The sequence below is a fragment of the Streptomyces sirii genome (assembly GCF_045690365.1).
Taxonomy (GTDB): Bacteria; Actinomycetota; Actinomycetes; order Streptomycetales; family Streptomycetaceae; genus Streptomyces; species Streptomyces sirii.
The window spans coordinates 1,935,806-1,952,917 of sequence record NZ_CP147982.1 but is presented as its reverse complement, the minus strand read 5'-3'; the positions used below and the strand labels follow the sequence as shown (position 1 = coordinate 1,952,917).

Genomic DNA, 17,112 nt, shown 5'->3' with positions numbered 1-17,112 from the left:
GGCGGGGCCGCGAGGGCGGGGACGGCGCCGCGGCCCCGGGGATGCCACCCGGCCGGCCGGGGGAAGACCGGCCGGGCGCGTCAGGCGCTACTAACGCCCGACGGCATAGACGCGGTTGACCGGACTCTCCGCCGCGAGCCGCCAGTGGTGGAGTCCGGCTTCGTCCGCGATGTCCCGCAAAGCCTCCTCGCCCGCGTGGTTCCCCAGCGCCTGCGGACCGTGCTGGGCCAGCGCGGACGGCAGGCATACGGCGACCGAGGCGGCGGTGATGGCCCGGCCGACCGGGTTGGCGTTCTCCGCCACGTTCGCCGAGGCGTTCGGCTCGACGATCATGCAGGTCCCGCCGTCGGCGAGCGCGCGCTCGGCGTGCCGCAGCGCGCCGCCGGGGTCGCCGATGTCGTGCAGGCAGTCGAAGAACGTGATCAGGTCGAAGTCCTCGCCCGGGAAGTCCTGGGCGCTGGCGACCTCGAAGCCGACCCGGTCGGCCAGCCCCTGCTCGGCGGCGTTGTCGCGGGCCGCTTCGACGGACGGCCGGTGGAAGTCGAAGCCCTGGAACTGCGAGTGGGGGAAGGCCTGCGCCATCAGTGTCGTGGAGTATCCGTAGCCGCATCCGACGTCCGCGACGCGGGCGCCGCGCTCCAGCTTCTGCACCACGCCGTCCAGTGCGGTCAGCCACTCCGGCACCAGGGCGGCTCGGTAGCCGGGCCGGAAGAACTTCGCGGTGCCGTCGAACAGCGCCGGGCCGTGTTCCTCCCACCCCACGCCCTCGCCGGTGCGGAAGGCCTCCATCAGGCTGTCCTCGGTGGCGTAGAGGGCCTGCAGCATGGTGAAGAAGCCGGCGGCGTAGGTGGCCAGCGCCGGGTCCGCCAGGACCGCGGCGTGCTCGTCGGGCAGCTCGTAGGTGTCGGTGGCGGGCGCATGCGTGACGTACTCGCCGGCCACCTGGGCGGCGAGCCATTCACGCACATAGCGCTCCACGAGCCCGGTGCGCCGCGCGAGCTGTGCGGAGGTGAGCGGACCGGCGCCGGCCATGGCCGAGTACAGGCCCAGCCGGTCGCCGAGCGAGGTGCACAGGCCGGCTACCGCGGCCCCGCCGTCGGTGATCACACGCTCCAGGAACTCCTGCACACGCCCCTCGTCCACAGTCGTCCCGCGGCCGGTCCCGGCGGCCCTCGCCATCCCTCCCACCTCCTCCTTACGTTCTCCCTCTTCTTTCTCACTACCGCTCATCTCCCACTGCAGCAGCACGGCCCCCGCTCGCGCCATACGGGATTCGCCGTATGCGGAGGGCGGGTGCCACGGGCCGAGACTGGGAGGGGAGGAGGTGCACCATGCGCAAGAAGATCGACTGCCGGGACTACCCGAGCGAGACGAACTGCAGCCTCGTCATCTCCGGTGAGGAGGAAGAGGTGGTCCGCGCCGCCAGCGAGCACGCGGTCTCCGTCCACGGACACACCGACGGCCCCGAGCTGCGCGAGCAGATCAGGTCGACGCTGAAGAACGAGATGCCGCAGCACGCCTGAGGCGCGGCCGGGCGGCGGGGCCCGAGACCGGCGGCGGGACCTACGACCGGCGGCGGGGCTTGCCGCGCTTGTTGCCGCCGCCCCGGGAACCGCCGGCGGTGCCCCGTGAGGTCTTGCCGGCCGCGGGCTTCCGCCGCGCGCCGCCCGTGTCGGGGCGCTTGGCCTTCGGCTGCTCGGGAGCCGGGCGGCGCCCCCGCGAGCTGTTGACGGTCCGCCCGCGGACGATGCCGATGAAGTCCTCCACCAGGTCGGTGGTCTCCTCCTGCGGCCACGACAGCGCCACGCGCGACGCGGGAGCGTCCAGGAGCGGACGGTAGGTCAGGTCCTTGCGGTGGTGCAGCCGGGCCAGCGACTGCGGGACGACGAGCACGCCCACTCCCGCCGCCACCAGGGCGATGGCGTCCGCCGTAGTGGCGGGGCGCTCGATCGCGGGCCGCCCCGGCAGGCGCTCCCAGTCGAGTGTGTCGTCGAGCGGGTGCAGCACGATGTCGTCGGCCAGATCCTCGGCCGAGACCTCGTCGACCGCCGCCACGATGTGGTCCTTGGGGACCACGACCACCGTCGTCTCGGTGTAGAGGGGGATCGCGCTGAGGTCGTCCCGGTCGACCGGCAGCCGTACGAAACCCGCGTCGGCGCCGCCGCCCCGCAGGACCTCGCACGCTTCGGCGGCGGACACCCCGATGAGGGTCAGGGGGATGTCGGGCAGCCGCTCGTTCCAGATCCGCACCCACTTCGTGGGCATCACTCCGGGGACATAAGCGAGCCGGAACGAGGGGGTTTCTTCCGAGCCGGTCACCGCACCAGGCTACCGGTCGTGGTCAGAGGTAGCGCACATGCTCGATACCCTTGACACATGACGTCGCACAAGACCGCCCAGACGATGAAGCCCGCGACCGCGGCGAAGAAGCTGGGCGTGTACCTCGAGGCCACCCCCGCCGAGTTCCAGGAGGGTCTCGTCTCGCGCACCGAGCTGAACGCCCTGCAGGCCGATCCGCCCGAGTGGCTGCAGGAGCTGCGACGCAACGGCCCGCACCCGCGTCCGGTGGTCGCGGCGAAGCTGGGCGTGTCCATCTCGGGTCTCGCCCGCGGCGGGGTCACCGAGGCGCTCACCACGGAGCAGATCGAGGAGCTCAAGAAGGAGAGCCCCGACTGGCTGCAGAAGGAGCGCGCCACCCAGGCCGAGGTCCGCAAGGAAGCCGTGCGCGTCAAGGAGAAGAACGCGGCCCGGGACGCCGCCCCCGACGCCCCGCGTTCCTGACCCCACCCGGCGCCCCGCCGCAGTATCACCGTAGGCCGGGCCCGCCGCCGAGACGGCGGAGCCGGGCGGGCTATCGGGCCGTTTCGTCGTCGAGCCGGTCGACGACCAGCAGCGCCGCATCGTCCGCCAAGTGGCCCCTGGTGTGCCGTACCAGCCCCTGGTGCAGGTATTCCAGGAACTCCGTCGGGGGGCAGGCGGGCGCCGCTTCCATCGCTTCGGGGAGGCCGAAGAAGCCGTTGTCGCGGTCCCGGGCCTCGATCACGCCGTCGGTGTGCAGCAGCAGACGGTCGCCCGGTGTGAACGGATAGCTCTCCGCCTTGGCGGGCGGGCCGGCGATGAGGTCCTCCAGGCCCAGGGGCGGCAGCGGTGAGGCGGGCATCAGCGCCCGCACCCGGCCCTGCCGCAGTACCAGCGGTGGCGGATGGCCGCGGTTGACCAGCTGGACCACGGCCATGTCCGGCACCTGGGCGATCAGCGCGGTCACGAACCCCTCGGCCAGCGCCTCCGCATTGACCGCACCGGGCACGGCCTTCTCCCGCTGCAGCGCGGCCGCGCAGTGGTTCATCACCTCCACCAGGTCGTCCTCGTAGTGCACGGCCTCCCGGAACGCGCCCAGCACGACGGCGGCGCCCCGCACGGCGGGCAACCCCTTGCCCCGCACGTCCCCCACGATCATCCGGACCCCGTACCGGGTCTGCACGGCCTCGTAGAGGTCTCCGCCGATCTGCGCCCCGGTCTCCGCCGCCAGGTAGATGCCGGCCGCCCGCACCGGGCCCAGCCGGGCGGGGACCGGGCGCACCAGGACCTCCTGTGCCGCCGCGGCGATCCGGCGGACCTGGTCGAGTTCGCTGCGCCGGCGGGTGTGCATGGCGCTGCTGGTCGCGATGCTGGCCGCGGACACCAGGAAGATGGCCAGGAAGTTGGTGTACACCTGCTGGCTGCCCCATGCCTGGTTGTAGGTGGCGGTGGCCACGCTGACGGCCAGCGCGACACACGCCGCCGACATCGTCCCCTTGGGCCCCATCGTCACCGCGGCCAGCGCCGGCGTCGCGGTGAGCAGCGGGCCCGTGTACAGGAAGTGCGCGGGCGAGAACTCGATGGCCACCACGAGCAGCGCGATCGCGAACGGCACACACTGCGCGACGGCGAACAGGGCCCGGCCGTGACCGCCGGTTCCCGGCCGAGAAGGAGGTGAGCGGAAGGGAGACCGCATGGGTACAGCCTGCCTCGCCGAGGTGGAGTGCTCTACTCAGGGCTCATGTGCCCCCGGTGCGGCCGAGCGGCTCGTTCGGCCCGCAGGCCGTCCGCCCCGCCCCGTTCGCCGGCCAGGAGGGTGCCCACGTCCGCTCCGCCTCACCGAGCGGTTCCCCGAATCAGGCAGTGCCGGCGTCGGCGGGAAGCCTGCGCGGCAGCGAAGCGGGGCTGGACGTCGCCGATGGGGCGATCTATCCGGCGCTGGCACGCCTACGCAAGCGCCGGCTCGTCGAGGTCGAACGTCGCGCCGGAGAGGGCGGCCCCGCCCGCACCTGCTACAAGCCCGGCCCGGCCGGCTTGCAGATGCTCCGGTCGTGGAGCAGCGACGGGAACGAGTTCGCCGCCGGCATCGGCTCCATAGTCACCCACACCGCGGAGAAGGAACCATGACGACGACCGTTGAAACCGTGATCTCCCAGGCCGGCCATGGAGGCATGGCGCCGCCTGGGGGGGCGATGAGGACGCGGCCGCCGAGATGGCCGAGGAGCTGGCAGCCGACCTGACCGCCGCGGCCCGCGACGGCCGGGACCCCGGCGCGTACATCGGGGACGACGTGGACGCGCTCGCCACATCCTGGGCGGTCCATCTCGCCCCCGCGCGCGAAGCGACCGTGCGGGCCCTGACCAGGACGCTTCCCCTCGTCATCGTGGCGGCGGCTCTGGTGGGCGGGGTGATCGTCGGCCTGCTCGGGCCCTACGTGTTCGGGTACTTCTCGCTGCGGATCCTGCACGCGATGGACCCCGACTTCGCCTGGCCGGACCGCCGCTGACCTGCGATCGAGCGGCGCCCGGCCCGGGTGGCGGGGCATTCCCGACTCGACCCGTGAACCGGCCGCCGTGACGAGGCGCAGGGCCTAACCTGACGGGTCATGAGGATCCTGATCGTAGGCGGAAGCGGCTTCCTGGGCCGGGAGTTGGCCCGGCGGGCGCGGGAATCCGGGCACGCTGTGACCGCGACCTTCGCCAGCCGCGCCGGCGATGTCCCCGGCGTCCACTGGCTGCCCCTGGACCTGCGCCGCAGCGAGGCGATCACACCGGTGCTCGGGCAGGCCCGGCCGGACGTCGTCGTCAACGCGGCCTACCGCAAGGCCGACTGGGCCATCACAGCCGACGGCGCGATTCACCTGGCGATGGCCGCCACCCGGCACGGATCCCGACTGGTGCATGTCTCCAGCGACGCCGTCTTCTCCGGCGCCGACGTCCACTACGACGAATCCGCCACCCCGGATCCCATCACCCCGTACGGGGCCGCGAAGGCCGCCGCCGAAACGGCGATCCGCCTGCTCGCCCCGGCCGCCGTCATCGCGCGCACCTCGCTGATCATCGGCGACGGCGGCTCCGTGCACGAGGCGTTCGTCCATGACCTGGCCGCCGGGCGGCGACAGGGCGTGCTGTTCACCGATGCCATCCGGTGCCCCGTCCATGTCACCGACCTCGCCCGGGCCGTCGTCGAACTCGCCGCCTCCGATCGCGCGGGGGTGTGCCACCTCGCGGGACCGGACGCCCTCAGTCGTCATGAGCTCGGTGCCCTGATCGCCGACCGCGACGCCTTGGACGCCTCCCTGCTGCCGGCGGGCCGCCGCACCGGTACCGCTTCGGGGGCGTTGGACGTCCGCCTGGACAGCACTCGCACGCAACGCACCTTGCGCACCACGCTGCGAGGCGCCCGCGACTTCCTGCGCGGCGAGCGCTGACGCGTCCGGCCGGCAGTCGGGGCCGGAAGCCCCGGGGCGGGGACCTGTACCTGCTCAAGAACATCCTGCTGTCTTCGATCATCGAGGCCCAGGCCATCCGGCAGAGCCCGTCGGCGCCACGATGGCGCGGGTCGACGCAGGTCGGCGCAGGTCGGCGCAGCGCCCCGGTCGAACCATGGGGTACGGCTCAACCACTCACGGGCCATGTCGAGGACTCGGTCACCACGCGCGAAGCCTCGGCCCGCCCTCAGGGCATTGCATAAAACTGCTGTATTCCGTATAGTCATGCCATCAAGGAGGAGGGTCCATGACGGTACGAGCGGCAGTGGCCGGTGCGAGCGGGTATGCGGGGGGTGAGGTGCTGCGCCTGCTTCTGGGGCACCCGGAGGTCGAGATCGGCGCGCTGACCGGGCACTCCAACGCGGGTCAGCGCCTGGGGTCGCTGCAGCCGCATCTGCTTCCGCTGGCCGACCGGGAGCTCCAGCCGACCTCCGCCGAGGTGCTGGCCGGCCACGACGTCGTCTTCCTCGCGCTGCCGCACGGCCAGTCCGCCGCGGTCGCCGAGGAGCTCGGGCCGGACGTCCTCGTCGTCGACATGGGCGCCGACTTCCGGCTCAGGGACGCGGCGGACTGGGAGCGGTTCTACGGCAGCGAGCACGCCGGCACCTGGCCCTACGGCCTCCCCGAACTGCCGGGTTGCCGTGCTGCGCTGGAGGGGTCCAAGCGCATCGCGGTGCCCGGTTGCTACCCGACCGCCGTCTCGCTCGCGCTCTTCCCCGCGTACGCCGCCGGGCTCGTCGAGGCCGAGGCCGTGGTCGTCGCCGCGTCCGGCACGTCCGGGGCGGGCAAGGCGGCCAAGCCGCATCTGCTCGGCTCGGAGGTCATGGGCTCGATGTCCCCGTACGGCGTGGGCGGCGTGCACCGGCACACCCCCGAGATGATCCAGAACCTCGGCGCGGTCGCGGGCGAGCCGATCACGGTCTCCTTCACCCCGACCCTGGCGCCGATGCCGCGCGGCATCCTCGCCACCTGCTCGGCGAAGGCGAAGCCCGGCGTGGACGCCGCCGTCGTACGGGCCGCGTACGACAAGGCCTTCGCCGACGAGCCGTTCGTCCGGCTGCTCCCCGAGGGGCAGTGGCCGGCGACCGCCGCCGTCTACGGCTCCAACGCCGCGCAGATCCAGGTGGCGTACGACGAGGCGGCCGGCCGGGTCATCGTGATCAGCGCCATCGACAACCTCACCAAGGGCACCGCGGGCGGCGCCCTGCAGTCCATGAACATCGCCCTCGGTCTCGACGAGACCACCGGACTCTCGACGATCGGAGTCGCGCCGTGAGCGACGGACGTGCAGCCACCGTGCCGCAGACGACGACGATTGCCGCACCGCTGCGCTGCACGGGCGACGGTGACATCAGCCGCTTCCGCGGCGGAGCGAACAAGGAGACACAGTGAGTGTGACGGCAGCCAAGGGATTCACGGCGGCGGGCATCGCCGCCGGGATCAAGGACAACGGCAACCCGGACCTCGCCCTCGTGGTGAACAACGGGCCGCGACAGGCCGCCGCCGGCGTCTTCACGTCCAACCGCGTCAAGGCCGCCCCGGTCGTCTGGTCCGAGCAGGTCCTCAAGGGCGGCACGGCCTCCGCCGTCGTCCTCAACTCCGGTGGCGCCAACGCCTGTACGGGCCCGCTCGGCTTCCAGGACACCCACGCCACCGCGGAGAAGGTCGCCGAGGTGCTCGACGGGCACAGCGCCGGCGAGGTGGCGGTCGCCTCCACGGGCCTGATCGGCATCCGGCTCCCGATGGACAAGCTGCTGGCCGGCGTCGAGCAGGCCGCCGCCGAACTGAGCGAGCACGGCGGCGAGAAGGCCGCCATCGCCATCAAGACCACCGACAGTGTGCACAAGACCGCCGTGGCCCAGGGCGACGGTTGGACCGTCGGCGGTATGGCCAAGGGCGCCGGCATGCTCGCCCCGGGCCTGGCCACCATGCTCGTCGTGCTCACCACCGACGCCGATGTGCCCTCCGCCGGCCTCGACACGGCGCTGCGGGCCGCGACCCGCACCACCTTCGACCGGGTCGACTCGGACGGCTGTATGTCCACCAACGACACCGTGCTGCTGCTGGCCTCCGGCGCCTCCGGTGTCGTACCGGAGCAGGACGCCTTCGCCGAGGCCGTGCGCACGGTCTGCGACGACCTCGCCCGGCAGCTGATCGGGGACGCCGAGGGCGCCAGCAAGGACATCCGCATCGAGGTGGTCAACGCCGCCAGCGAGGACGACGCCGTCGAGGTCGGCCGGTCCATCGCCCGCAACAACCTCCTCAAGTGCGCCATCCACGGTGAGGACCCCAACTGGGGCCGGGTGCTCTCCGCCATCGGCACCACCTCCGCGGCCTTCGAGCCCGACCAGCTCAACGTCGCCATCAACGACGTCTGGGTCTGCAAGAACGGCTCGGTGGGGGAGGACCGCGACCTGGTCGACATGCGCTACCGGGAGGTGCGGATCACCGCCGACCTCGCCGCCGGCGCCGAGTCCGCGGTCATCTGGGCCAACGACCTCACCGCCGACTACGTCCACGAGAACAGCGCGTACTCCTCATGAGCGAGCAAAGCGAGGGAATCATTCAAGGCAGCGCGCTGTGCTCACAGCCCGCCGAGCGAAGCGAGGCCGGCGCATGAGCGCGCGAAAGCACACCGCGCTGCCCAAGGCCCGCACCCTCATCGAGGCGCTGCCCTGGCTGACCCGGCACCACGGCAAGACCGTCGTCATCAAGTTCGGCGGCAACGCGATGATCGACGAGGACCTCAAGCGGGCCTTCGCCCAGGACGTGGTCTTCCTGCGACACGCCGGACTGCGCCCGGTCGTGGTGCACGGCGGCGGCCCGCAGATCAGCGCCCAGCTGGAGCTGCTCGGCCTGGAGTCGGAGTTCAAGGGCGGCCTCCGGGTCACCACGCCCGAGGCGATGAACGTCGTACGGATGGTGCTCGCCGGCCAGGTGCAGCGCGAGCTGGTCGGCCTGCTCAACGAGCATGGCCCGCTCGCCGTCGGCATGACCGGCGAGGACGCCCATCTGATGACCGCGACCAAGCACTACGCCGAGATAGACGGCGAGCGGGTCGACATCGGCCGGGTCGGCGAGATCACCGCCATCGACCCCGGCGCGGTGCACGCACTGCTGGACGACGGCCGGATCCCGGTGATCTCCTCCATCGCCCGCAGCAGCGACGACGGGGACCACTCCGGCGTCTTCAACGTCAACGCCGACACCGCCGCGGCCGCGCTGGCCGCCGCGCTCGGCGCCGAGACGCTGATGGTGCTCACCGACGTGGAGGGCCTCTACGAGGACTGGCCGCACAGCGACGAGGTGATCTCCCGCCTGACCGCCACCGAACTGGAGCAGCTGCTGCCCGACCTGGCCAGCGGCATGGTTCCCAAGATGCGGGGCTGTCTGCACGCCGTCCGCAACGGGGTGCACACCGCCCGGGTCATCGACGGGCGGGTCCAGCACTCGATCCTGCTGGAGATCTTCACCGACGAGGGAATCGGCACGATGGTCGTGCCGGACGCGAACACGATCGAGGGGGCGACGTGACCAGGGCGGCACACGACCAGGGGGCGGCGGTGACCAACGCCGGCCTCACCCGGCGCTGGCAGGGCGCCATGATGGACAACTTCGGCACTCCGCGCATCCCGCTCGTACGCGGTGAGGGCGTCAAGGTGTGGGACGCCGACGGCAAGGAGTACCTCGACTTCCTCGGCGGCATCGCGGTCAACGCGCTCGGCCACGCCCACCCCGCGGTGCTCCGTGCGGTCTCCGACCAGGTCGCCACGCTCGGCCATGTGTCGAACTTCTTCGTCAGCGAGCCCACCGTGGCGCTCGCCGAGCGGCTGCTCGCGCTGGCCGGACGTCCGGGCCGGGTCTACTTCTCCAACTCCGGCGCCGAGGCCAACGAAGCCGCCTTCAAGATCGGCCGGCTGACCGGCCGCACCCACATGGTCTCCACGATCGGCGGCTTCCACGGCCGCACGATGGGCGCCCTGGCCCTCACCGGCCAGCCCGCCAAGCAGGCCCCGTTCGCTCCGCTGCCCGGCGAGGTCGACTACGTCCCGTACGGGGACGTCGAGGCGCTGCGTTCCGCCGTGACCACCGACACCGCCTTCGTCATCCTGGAGCCCGTCCAGGGCGAGAACGGCGTCGTCGTCCCGCCGCCCGGCTACCTCCGGGCCGCCCGAGAGATCACCGCCGCCACCGGCACCCTGCTGGTCCTGGACGAGATCCAGACCGGTATCGGCCGGACCGGGCACTGGCTCGAATCCCGGGCCCAGGGCGTCGAGGCGGACATCGTCACCCTCGCCAAGGGCCTCGGCGGCGGTCTGCCGATCGGCGCGACGCTGGCGTTCGGCCCGGCCGCCGACCTGCTCACGCCCGGGTCGCACGGCTCGACGTTCAGCGGCAACCCGGTCGTCTGCGCCGGCGCCCTCGCCGTCCTCGACACCATCGAGAAGGACGGCGTCCTGGAGAACGTCACGCGGGTCGGCGAGCGGCTGCGCAAGGGGATCGAGGCCCTGGGGCACCCATTGGTCGGCCAGGTCCGCGGCGCGGGCCTGCTCCTCGGTATCGTCTTGACGGAGTCCCTCGCGCCCCAGGTGCAGCAGGCGGCTCAGGACGCGGGTCTCCTGGTGAACGCGGTCGCGCCGGACGTCGTCCGGCTCGCCCCGCCGCTCATCGTCTCGGACGAGGAAGCGGAGGTGTTCCTCCGGAGGCTCCCCGCCGTCCTCAACACGGCCCACCAAGGGGCCCACGGGGAACAACGATCCGGAGACTGACGAGACCGATGACCGAGCCGCAGGACAACGAGGTGCACAACGGCGGTCAGGCCGTGCCGCAGACCCGCACCGCCCGCCACCGCCGGATCGTGGACATTCTCAACCGGCTGCCGGTCCGCTCCCAGAGCCAGCTCGCGAAGCTGCTCGCCGACGACGGCCTGTCCGTCACCCAGGCGACCCTCTCGCGCGACCTGGACGAGCTGGGCGCGGTGAAGATCCGCAACACCGGTGGAGAGCTGATCTACGCGGTGCCCAGTGAGGGCGGCGACCGCACGCCGCGGGCGCCGTTGGGAGAGTCGGCCAAGGAGGAGCGGATGCGCCGCCTCTCCGGCGAACTCCTCATCTCCGCCGAGGCCTCCGCCAACCTCGTGGTCCTGCGCACCCCGCCGGGCGCCGCGCAGTTCCTGGCCTCCGCCATCGACCAGGCCGAGCTGCACGACATCCTCGGCACCATCGCCGGCGACGACACCCTGATGCTCATCAGCCGCGACCCGGCGGGCGGCCAGGCGCTCGCGGACCATCTGCTGAGGCTGGCGCAGAAGGCGCACTGACCTCACCCGACTGCCATGAATAACCCCTTGTGTCGGAATATGTGCATATAGTTATGGAGGTCTCATCCCCCTCGACTGCGCCGGCGCGCCCGGTCCGCAGGAAGGAGCACCGGAGAGTGAAGCCTCTGTGCAAGGGCGGGCCGCGCGTCAGGGTGATCGGGGCGCTGGCGGCCTCCGGCGCCCTGGCCCTGACGGCCTGCAGTGCGAACGCCACCTCCAGCCCCTCCGCCGCCTCGCCCGGCGCCGGCAGCACCAAGGCCTCGGCCGGCGCCGCCGGGATCGCCTGCGGCGGGGCGGCCACCCTGCAGGCCTCCGGCTCGACGGCGCAGCAGTACGCCATGAAGTACTGGATCAAGAACTACACCCGGGCCTGCCCCGACACCAAGATCAACTACACCGGCAACGGCTCCGGGGACGGCCAGGACGAGTTCCTCCAGGGCAAGACCGCCTTCGCGGGCTCGGACTCGCCGCTGTCCGGCGAGCAGATCGACCAGTCGGAGAAGGTCTGCCCCGGCGGTCACGCCGTCCACCTGCCGATGGTCGGCGGACCGATCGCGGTCGGCTACCACCTGCCCGGTGTCGACCGGCTGATCCTCGACGCCCCCACGCTCGCCAAGATCTTCAACGGGCAGATCACCACCTGGAACGATCCGGCGATCGCCGCGCTCAACAAAGGCGCCAAGCTGCCGTCGACCCCCATCAAGCAGTTCCACCGCTCCGACTCCTCCGGCACGACGGACAACTTCACCGCCTACCTCGGCGCCGTCGCCCCGGACGCCTGGCCCTACGAGCACGGCAAGGAGTGGAAGGGCAAGGGCGGCACGGGCGTCAAGGGCTCCTCGGACCTCGCCGCCCAGGTGCGGCGGACCGCGGGCGCGATCGGCTACTTCGAGCTGCCGTACGCGGTCGCCCGCATGATCCGCACGGTCTCCCTCAACACCGGCGCACCGGCTCCCGTCGACGCCAATGTGATCTCGGCGTCCCAGGCGATCGCCGGCGCCCAGCCCGCCGGCGACTCCGACCTCGTCCTCAAGCTCGACTACACGACCAAGGCCCCGGGCGCCTACCCGATCGACGTGGTCACCTACGAGATCGTCTGCAGCAAGGGCAACAAGCCCTCGACCTGGCCCGCCACCAAGGCGTTCCTGACCTATGTCGCCAGCCAGAAGGGCCAGGAGAGCCTGACCTTCCAGGGCTACGCCACTCTCCCGGCCAAGGTCGTCGACAAGGTCCGCACCGAGATCGGCGGTCTGTCGTGACCCGCGGCTGACGAGCCGCGGCGCTGATCTACCTTGACGTTCCAGCGGCTGCGGTGGAGAACCGCTTCCTGCCGTTCAACTTCCTTGCCCAGCCCTATGACGATCACGCCATGGCCGAGCACGTCGCCGAGGCAGCCCGCGGGGCCTGGCCCGAGCTGGCACACGGAGCCCCGACCTTTGAGAACATCCTCAAGCACTCCGTTGTTGACTCCGGCACCTCGCTGATCGTCAACCTGGCGGTTGCCTCCCCGGACGCCCGCCGGCTCTTCGGCTGTCTCTTAACCGTGGGCATGGAAACCGCAGCCCTCAGCCGCGCCAACGTTCGCGCCGCAGGATCAGGCCGTGCCCCGCACTTTCTGATCCTGGACGAGTTCTCACAGTTCATGGCCCAGTCTGAGGAGAGCCTCACCCGCATGCTCTCTGAGACCCGCAAGTACAACCTGTTCTGCGTCATGGCACACCAGAACTGGAGTCAGGCATCAGACCGGCTGAAGGGGGCGTTACAGAACGTGGGCATGGAGGTGGTGCTCAAGGCCGGACGACCTGACGCCGAGCACTCGGCCCGGCTCTTCGGCGTCGTCGATCCCGACGCCATCAAACACGTGGTCTCCAATGAGGCCGCCGAGGGACGAACCCACCCCGCCTACTACCCGCTCGCGGAGCAGTGGGAACGCCAAGTCCAGTCCATCCAACAACTTCGCGTAGGCGAGGCATTCGTCAGACTCCCCAACGACCAGGTGCGCAAGGTCAACACCCCCACCCTCCCAGGCCTCACTGAGCCGCCCGAGGCCCTTAGTTCCCCGGCGGGGTTTTGAGGCTGAGAGCTTTACGATCGTCCGCAAAGTGGCCGGTAGTACTGGAAGTCAGCCTTGAAGTAGTTCTCGTAGAGTCGTGTAGCCTCCACCTATGGATGTCACTACCTTTTGATTCCATGGCGTTTTTGTTCAAGGTTGGGATCTTCTGGTGCGTAAGTTTCCGCTATAGAAACTTCATCGACGACAGGCGGTTTTCGAAGCCGCCCTTTTTGTTGTCAACGACTTCGACTTTGTTCGCAGGTTGTGACGGCGGGATGTCTGGGCTTAGATCTGTGACGGAAGAGAGGGGTTCCGCCGTTGCCGTTCTCAGCTTGAAGGATCTCCCTCCGAATCTCCTGTGCTGATAGCACTGGATACTTTTGCCGAGCCCGAACAGCATGACAGAGCTGATCTCGTCCTCTGCTTCAGTATCATTCTGCCACCAGCTGCGCTGGATGAGCGTGATCGAGTTTAGGTTTCGGTATTCGTTCGCTACACGAAGGTGGACACGTGGTTGGGCGTTTACGCTGTCGGTGAACTGCGTGATAGCAGACAGCTCTGGTAGGAACCAGCCGCCCAGGTCGGCTAGAAGGTCAAGGTCGTTCCGTAGGTTTTCAAGCTTTGTTGTTACTTGGTTGATCGTGCCAGGACTCGGCTTGATGTATTCAGGAACGAGTAGCAGCACGGCTGCTCCATCCTTAGCCGAGAAGTTTTTATGGCGGAACATCGCGAAGATTGTTGGGATCGGCAGTGGTGTGACGAGAAGGTTAGCGCTTAGAAGCGGTGTGGAAACGCTGCTGACCACCGTTCCTGTAGCGAGTGCCACAGACAACGTTACTGTCGCTCGAATGCGGATACTTTTGGGTTCAGGTGGTGTTCTGTTTGAGCTTGGTTCGAACAACTGAGGCTTGAACACGAACTCGGGAACCAAGGTCGTGCTTCCTCCCACGTTGTATTCCCCGCCAGCTACTACGTTTCCGTTGTGATCAATTGCGTCCCACTTGATCCGGGCTACATTGATCGGGAGTGTGAGGGCTCCGTCTCTTACTACCAAGGCTGATGGGTCTGGGTTGATGCGGGGGGATACCCGTTCCCCGGTAGTGAGCGATCTGGATAGCTGGGGAGTTAGCTGTAGTGAGGTGGCCAAGCTGTTGAGGTCTGCTGTCGTCACCATGTACTGAGCTTGGTTGGGATGAGGCGGGGGAGCATCAGTAAGTGGGCTGAAGGGGTGATGTGGTCCGATGCTTTGGTACGCAATCCTTAGCTGGTCGTTTATAGGTGGGCAGCGAGGTTTTATCCACCTACCCCGCGTCGGGGCCCTACGCGGGAAGACCCCATCGGGCACTTGAGGGTGGTCACGACGTGGGCGGCTCGTCCTTAGGTTGGGGGGTCTGCTCGGGCTGTTGCGATGCGCGTCTTACTACCGTCATCGCAGCGACACCGCTCAATGCACCTCCCGTGGCGGAGATTGCACCGGTGACTTTAATGAAAACGTCATTCTCTTCGCGCTTTTGCGCATCGTGACTGAGCAACGTGTCTACGTGTTCCACCTGCGCACTGCTGAGTTCTTCCGCACCGGCGCTTGGGCTCCCTGTTGGCCTCGGGCTGGGCTCACCAGTGGGTAGGCTTTCTGCCGGGGCTGGGGTGGGCTCACGCGCCGTGCTTTTAGTGAACGGATCAACGCCTGAAGTTGCTGCGTCCTGCAGAAAAACTTCGCTCTTTGGCTTGTCCTCGGGAGGGCGGTCTAGTGCTTTCCAGAGAAGCATCACCCCGATGAGCAGCGGCAGGATGGATAGGGCCATCAACCATCTCATCAGCCATTTGCCTGACAGGGCCTGACCACTTGCAGCCCCATGCCGTTGTCGCATAACGCGATCCCATCACGGCTCGGTGCTGTCTATGCCAAAGACACGCTGTGGTGAGTCTTCCCGTGGGCTGCCGCAGTGGTCAGCGAGTGCCCTCGCTGGCGTGTGCGAGGTGGACGATGCCTCGTAAGGCATCTAGCAGCTCCTACGCCTCAATTTCGTTCATCAGCATCCGCAGCGTCAGGGAGTGCTTCTCCGGCGGTAGTGCTTCCATCGCGGTGCGGCCGTAGGCGACACCGCCGGCCTTGTCCCCGGAGCGGGCCAGCATGAGTCCGCGGTGCATCTCACGGTGAGTGGCGAACCGTGGAAGCTCTGACGGCAACTCGTGGCGGGCTGCGTCCTGGGCGTCCACCGCGGTCTTCTCATCACCCAGCCGCGCTGCCAAGAGGGACGTGAAGACGTTCATCCGCCAGTACGGCACGGCGTAGTCGGAGGTCTGCTCGTAGGAGGCCGCCGAGTCGAAGACCCGTTTGCCATCGTTCAGCAGTTTCCGGGCCTGGGTGTGATCTCCCCGAGTCGCGGCAGCGTGCGCCTTGCCCATGACTGCGTTGAGAAGGCCCAGTGAGGGCCGGCTGCTGATGACCATTGCCTGGTCGGCGAGCATGTCGGCGACGCCCAGAGGCGCCTCGTAGCCGAGGGCAATGGCCGCTCGGCCGCGTACCCATACCCGCGCCTCTTCGTCGCCGGACTGGTCAGCTGCCTGGGCCGCCATCCGGTACCAGTTGACGGCCTTCGAGCCGTCTGAGCCGGGAAACGTCTTCGCGTACAAGGTCATCAGTCGGCTGGCTACCGACCAGAGCCGAGGCTGATCCAACTGCCGCGTGAAGTGGTGCGATCGGCCGAGCGTAACCAGCCTGACTGTCGCCCCTGGGATGAGTCCGAGGTCAAGGCGTTTATCCAGGCGATCACGAATGACCGGCTGTACCCCAAGACCCAAAACGGTAAGCGGGTGCTGCCGCTGCCTAAGCCAGTGCAGGCAGCACCCGTCAGCTTCCGGGCCCTTCAGAAGGGGGAGGCGCTCACGGCAGGGGCGGCGTATGAGGCAAGCGGCTACGTCGTGGTTGACGAGCTGGGTCGACCGTTCAAGACCGACAAGCTTCGGCGTGAGGCGCACCGGCTGATGGAGCGGGCCGGCGTTCGCCGGGTTCGTCTTTACGATGCGCGCCATGCCGTTCTGTCTTGGATGGCCAACAACGGCGTCCCTGACACGGTGGTCTCGGCCTGGGCCGGGCACAGCGACCTGTCCTTCACCAAGCGGGTCTATGTGCACCCGATCCGCAGAGTCTTCGGGCTGGTTCGGACAAGCTGGGCGAGCTGCTCGCCGGTTGAGGGTGATCCACTCGGTCTGTGACCAAATGTGACACGACAGCCCCGGAAACGATCAAGGCCCTGCCTCACCGAAGTGAGACAGGGCCCTTCACCTGGGCCGAAGCCCTTACTGCACCGTCGGGACGACAGGATTTGAACCTGCGACCCCTTGACCCCCAGTCAAGTGCGCTACCAAGCTGCGCCACGTCCCGGTGCTCGAACCGGCCGGAAGCTTCCCGGCCGGGGCGTGCAGAAGAAAAATACCCTGTCCCGGCCCATGAATCCAAAGCGGGGCCCCGAAGGGGCGCTCACCGGGCTCCCGGTGCGGCGGCGGCGCCCGTGGTTCGATGGGGTTATGGGTGAAATATCCGCTGGTGACGGTATCCGGGTGCGGCGGGTGTACGAGCCGCCGGAGGCCGCGGACGGGGCGCGGGTGCTGGTGGACCGCCTGTGGCCGCGCGGGCTGTCCAAGGAGGCCGCGCAGCTCTCCGAATGGTGCAAGGACGCGGCGCCCTCGTCCGAGCTGCGGCGCTGGTACGGCCATCAGGAGGACCGGTTCGCGGCCTTCGCCGCGCGCTATCGCGAGGAGCTGGAGGGCGAGGCGGCGCGGCAGGCGCTGGAGTCGTTGCGCCGGCGCGTCGCGCAGGGGCCGCTGACGCTGCTGACGGCGACGAAGCAGGTGCCCCTGAGTCATGTGACGGTGCTCGTCGAGGTGCTGCGTGAGGGGGTGGAGGAGGGGGCGGTATAGGGCGGAGTGGCGCCCTAGGTGGGGGTCGGC

The 17,112-nt window shown here is 69.4% G+C and carries 19 protein-coding genes, 1 tRNA gene and 1 pseudogene; 14 read left to right on the top strand and 7 right to left on the bottom strand.

What is annotated here, in order from left to right; genetic code table 11:
* Window positions 1–90: 90 nt before the first annotated feature.
* A complete protein-coding gene (locus WAB15_RS08870) occupies window positions 91–1,179 on the bottom strand; it encodes a class I SAM-dependent methyltransferase (RefSeq protein WP_407285889.1) in 1,089 nt (362 codons plus the stop codon).
* A 152-nt stretch (window positions 1,180–1,331) separates the two neighbouring features.
* Here WAB15_RS08870 and WAB15_RS08865 point away from each other — a divergent pair, with 152 nt between their 5' ends.
* Window positions 1,332–1,523: a DUF1059 domain-containing protein gene (locus tag WAB15_RS08865; RefSeq protein WP_399144179.1), complete on the top strand. Its 192-nt coding sequence runs from the start codon at window positions 1,332–1,334 to the stop codon at window positions 1,521–1,523.
* 40 nt (window positions 1,524–1,563) lie between these two features.
* Here the strand turns inward: WAB15_RS08865 and WAB15_RS08860 are convergent, their stop codons facing one another.
* Window positions 1,564–2,319, bottom strand: a complete 756-nt coding sequence (locus tag WAB15_RS08860; RefSeq protein WP_407285888.1) for a LysR substrate-binding domain-containing protein — start codon at window positions 2,317–2,319, stop codon at window positions 1,564–1,566.
* Between the two features lie 57 nt (window positions 2,320–2,376).
* Here WAB15_RS08860 and WAB15_RS08855 point away from each other — a divergent pair, with 57 nt between their 5' ends.
* Window positions 2,377–2,781 (top strand): DUF5997 family protein, encoded by a 405-nt coding sequence (locus WAB15_RS08855; protein ID WP_399144177.1) that lies wholly within the window; start codon window positions 2,377–2,379, stop codon window positions 2,779–2,781.
* Between the two features lie 70 nt (window positions 2,782–2,851).
* Here the strand turns inward: WAB15_RS08855 and WAB15_RS08850 are convergent, their stop codons facing one another.
* Entirely contained in the window at window positions 2,852–3,994 is a 1,143-nt protein-coding gene (locus WAB15_RS08850; protein ID WP_407285887.1) for a PP2C family protein-serine/threonine phosphatase, read from the bottom strand.
* A 56-nt stretch (window positions 3,995–4,050) separates the two neighbouring features.
* Here WAB15_RS08850 and WAB15_RS08845 point away from each other — a divergent pair, with 56 nt between their 5' ends.
* From WAB15_RS08845 to WAB15_RS08800, 10 genes are all read left to right on the top strand, one after another.
* Window positions 4,051–4,425, top strand: a complete 375-nt coding sequence (locus WAB15_RS08845; RefSeq protein ID WP_407285886.1) for a PadR family transcriptional regulator — start codon at window positions 4,051–4,053, stop codon at window positions 4,423–4,425.
* 85 nt (window positions 4,426–4,510) lie between these two features.
* A complete protein-coding gene (locus WAB15_RS08840; protein ID WP_407285885.1) occupies window positions 4,511–4,804 on the top strand; it encodes a hypothetical protein in 294 nt (97 codons plus the stop codon).
* A 99-nt stretch (window positions 4,805–4,903) separates the two neighbouring features.
* Window positions 4,904–5,728, top strand: coding sequence for an SDR family oxidoreductase (locus WAB15_RS08835; RefSeq protein ID WP_407285884.1), 825 nt, complete (start codon window positions 4,904–4,906; stop codon window positions 5,726–5,728).
* Window positions 5,729–6,035: 307 nt separating this feature from the next.
* Window positions 6,036–7,064, top strand: a complete 1,029-nt coding sequence (argC, locus tag WAB15_RS08830; RefSeq protein WP_399144172.1) for an N-acetyl-gamma-glutamyl-phosphate reductase — start codon at window positions 6,036–6,038, stop codon at window positions 7,062–7,064.
* A gap of 112 nt (window positions 7,065–7,176) precedes the next feature.
* A complete protein-coding gene (gene argJ, locus WAB15_RS08825) occupies window positions 7,177–8,331 on the top strand; it encodes a bifunctional glutamate N-acetyltransferase/amino-acid acetyltransferase ArgJ (protein ID WP_407285883.1) in 1,155 nt (384 codons plus the stop codon).
* Window positions 8,332–8,404: 73 nt separating this feature from the next.
* Entirely contained in the window at window positions 8,405–9,322 is a 918-nt protein-coding gene (gene argB, locus WAB15_RS08820; RefSeq protein WP_399144170.1) for an acetylglutamate kinase, read from the top strand.
* Window positions 9,323–9,351: 29 nt separating this feature from the next.
* On the top strand, window positions 9,352–10,557 hold the full coding sequence (locus WAB15_RS08815; protein WP_407289192.1) for an acetylornithine transaminase: 1,206 nt from the start codon (window positions 9,352–9,354) through the stop codon (window positions 10,555–10,557).
* An 8-nt stretch (window positions 10,558–10,565) separates the two neighbouring features.
* Window positions 10,566–11,108 (top strand): arginine repressor, encoded by a 543-nt coding sequence (locus WAB15_RS08810; RefSeq protein ID WP_384428863.1) that lies wholly within the window; start codon window positions 10,566–10,568, stop codon window positions 11,106–11,108.
* Window positions 11,109–11,224: 116 nt separating this feature from the next.
* Complete coding sequence (gene pstS, locus WAB15_RS08805) at window positions 11,225–12,367, top strand: phosphate ABC transporter substrate-binding protein PstS (protein WP_407285882.1); 1,143 nt, start codon at window positions 11,225–11,227, stop codon at window positions 12,365–12,367.
* 53 nt (window positions 12,368–12,420) lie between these two features.
* The gene (locus WAB15_RS08800; protein WP_407285881.1) at window positions 12,421–13,182 is read left to right on the top strand and encodes a TraM recognition domain-containing protein; all 762 of its coding nucleotides are present in this window, start codon (window positions 12,421–12,423) and stop codon (window positions 13,180–13,182) included.
* Between the two features lie 163 nt (window positions 13,183–13,345).
* On the opposite strand, the gene WAB15_RS08795 is transcribed toward WAB15_RS08800, so the two are convergent.
* The 3 genes and pseudogenes from WAB15_RS08795 to WAB15_RS08785 form a co-directional block, all read right to left on the bottom strand.
* The gene (locus WAB15_RS08795) at window positions 13,346–14,335 is read right to left on the bottom strand and encodes a hypothetical protein (RefSeq protein WP_407285880.1); all 990 of its coding nucleotides are present in this window, start codon (window positions 14,333–14,335) and stop codon (window positions 13,346–13,348) included.
* Window positions 14,336–14,516: 181 nt separating this feature from the next.
* Complete coding sequence (locus WAB15_RS08790) at window positions 14,517–14,963, bottom strand: hypothetical protein (protein WP_407285879.1); 447 nt, start codon at window positions 14,961–14,963, stop codon at window positions 14,517–14,519.
* Between the two features lie 208 nt (window positions 14,964–15,171).
* Window positions 15,172–15,846, bottom strand: a pseudogene (locus WAB15_RS08785) (XRE family transcriptional regulator); the annotation flags it as partial.
* A 9-nt stretch (window positions 15,847–15,855) separates the two neighbouring features.
* Between WAB15_RS08785 and WAB15_RS08780 the strand changes: the two are divergent.
* Window positions 15,856–16,377: a tyrosine-type recombinase/integrase gene (locus WAB15_RS08780; RefSeq protein WP_407285878.1), complete on the top strand. Its 522-nt coding sequence runs from the start codon at window positions 15,856–15,858 to the stop codon at window positions 16,375–16,377.
* 95 nt (window positions 16,378–16,472) lie between these two features.
* Here the strand turns inward: WAB15_RS08780 and WAB15_RS08775 are convergent.
* Window positions 16,473–16,546 (bottom strand) — tRNA-Pro (locus tag WAB15_RS08775).
* A gap of 143 nt (window positions 16,547–16,689) precedes the next feature.
* Here WAB15_RS08775 and WAB15_RS08770 point away from each other — a divergent pair.
* Window positions 16,690–17,082 carry a DUF488 domain-containing protein gene (locus WAB15_RS08770; protein WP_399144164.1) on the top strand — a complete coding sequence of 131 codons (393 nt, stop codon included), beginning with the start codon at window positions 16,690–16,692 and terminating at the stop codon, window positions 17,080–17,082.
* The last annotated feature ends 30 nt before the right edge of the window (window positions 17,083–17,112 follow it).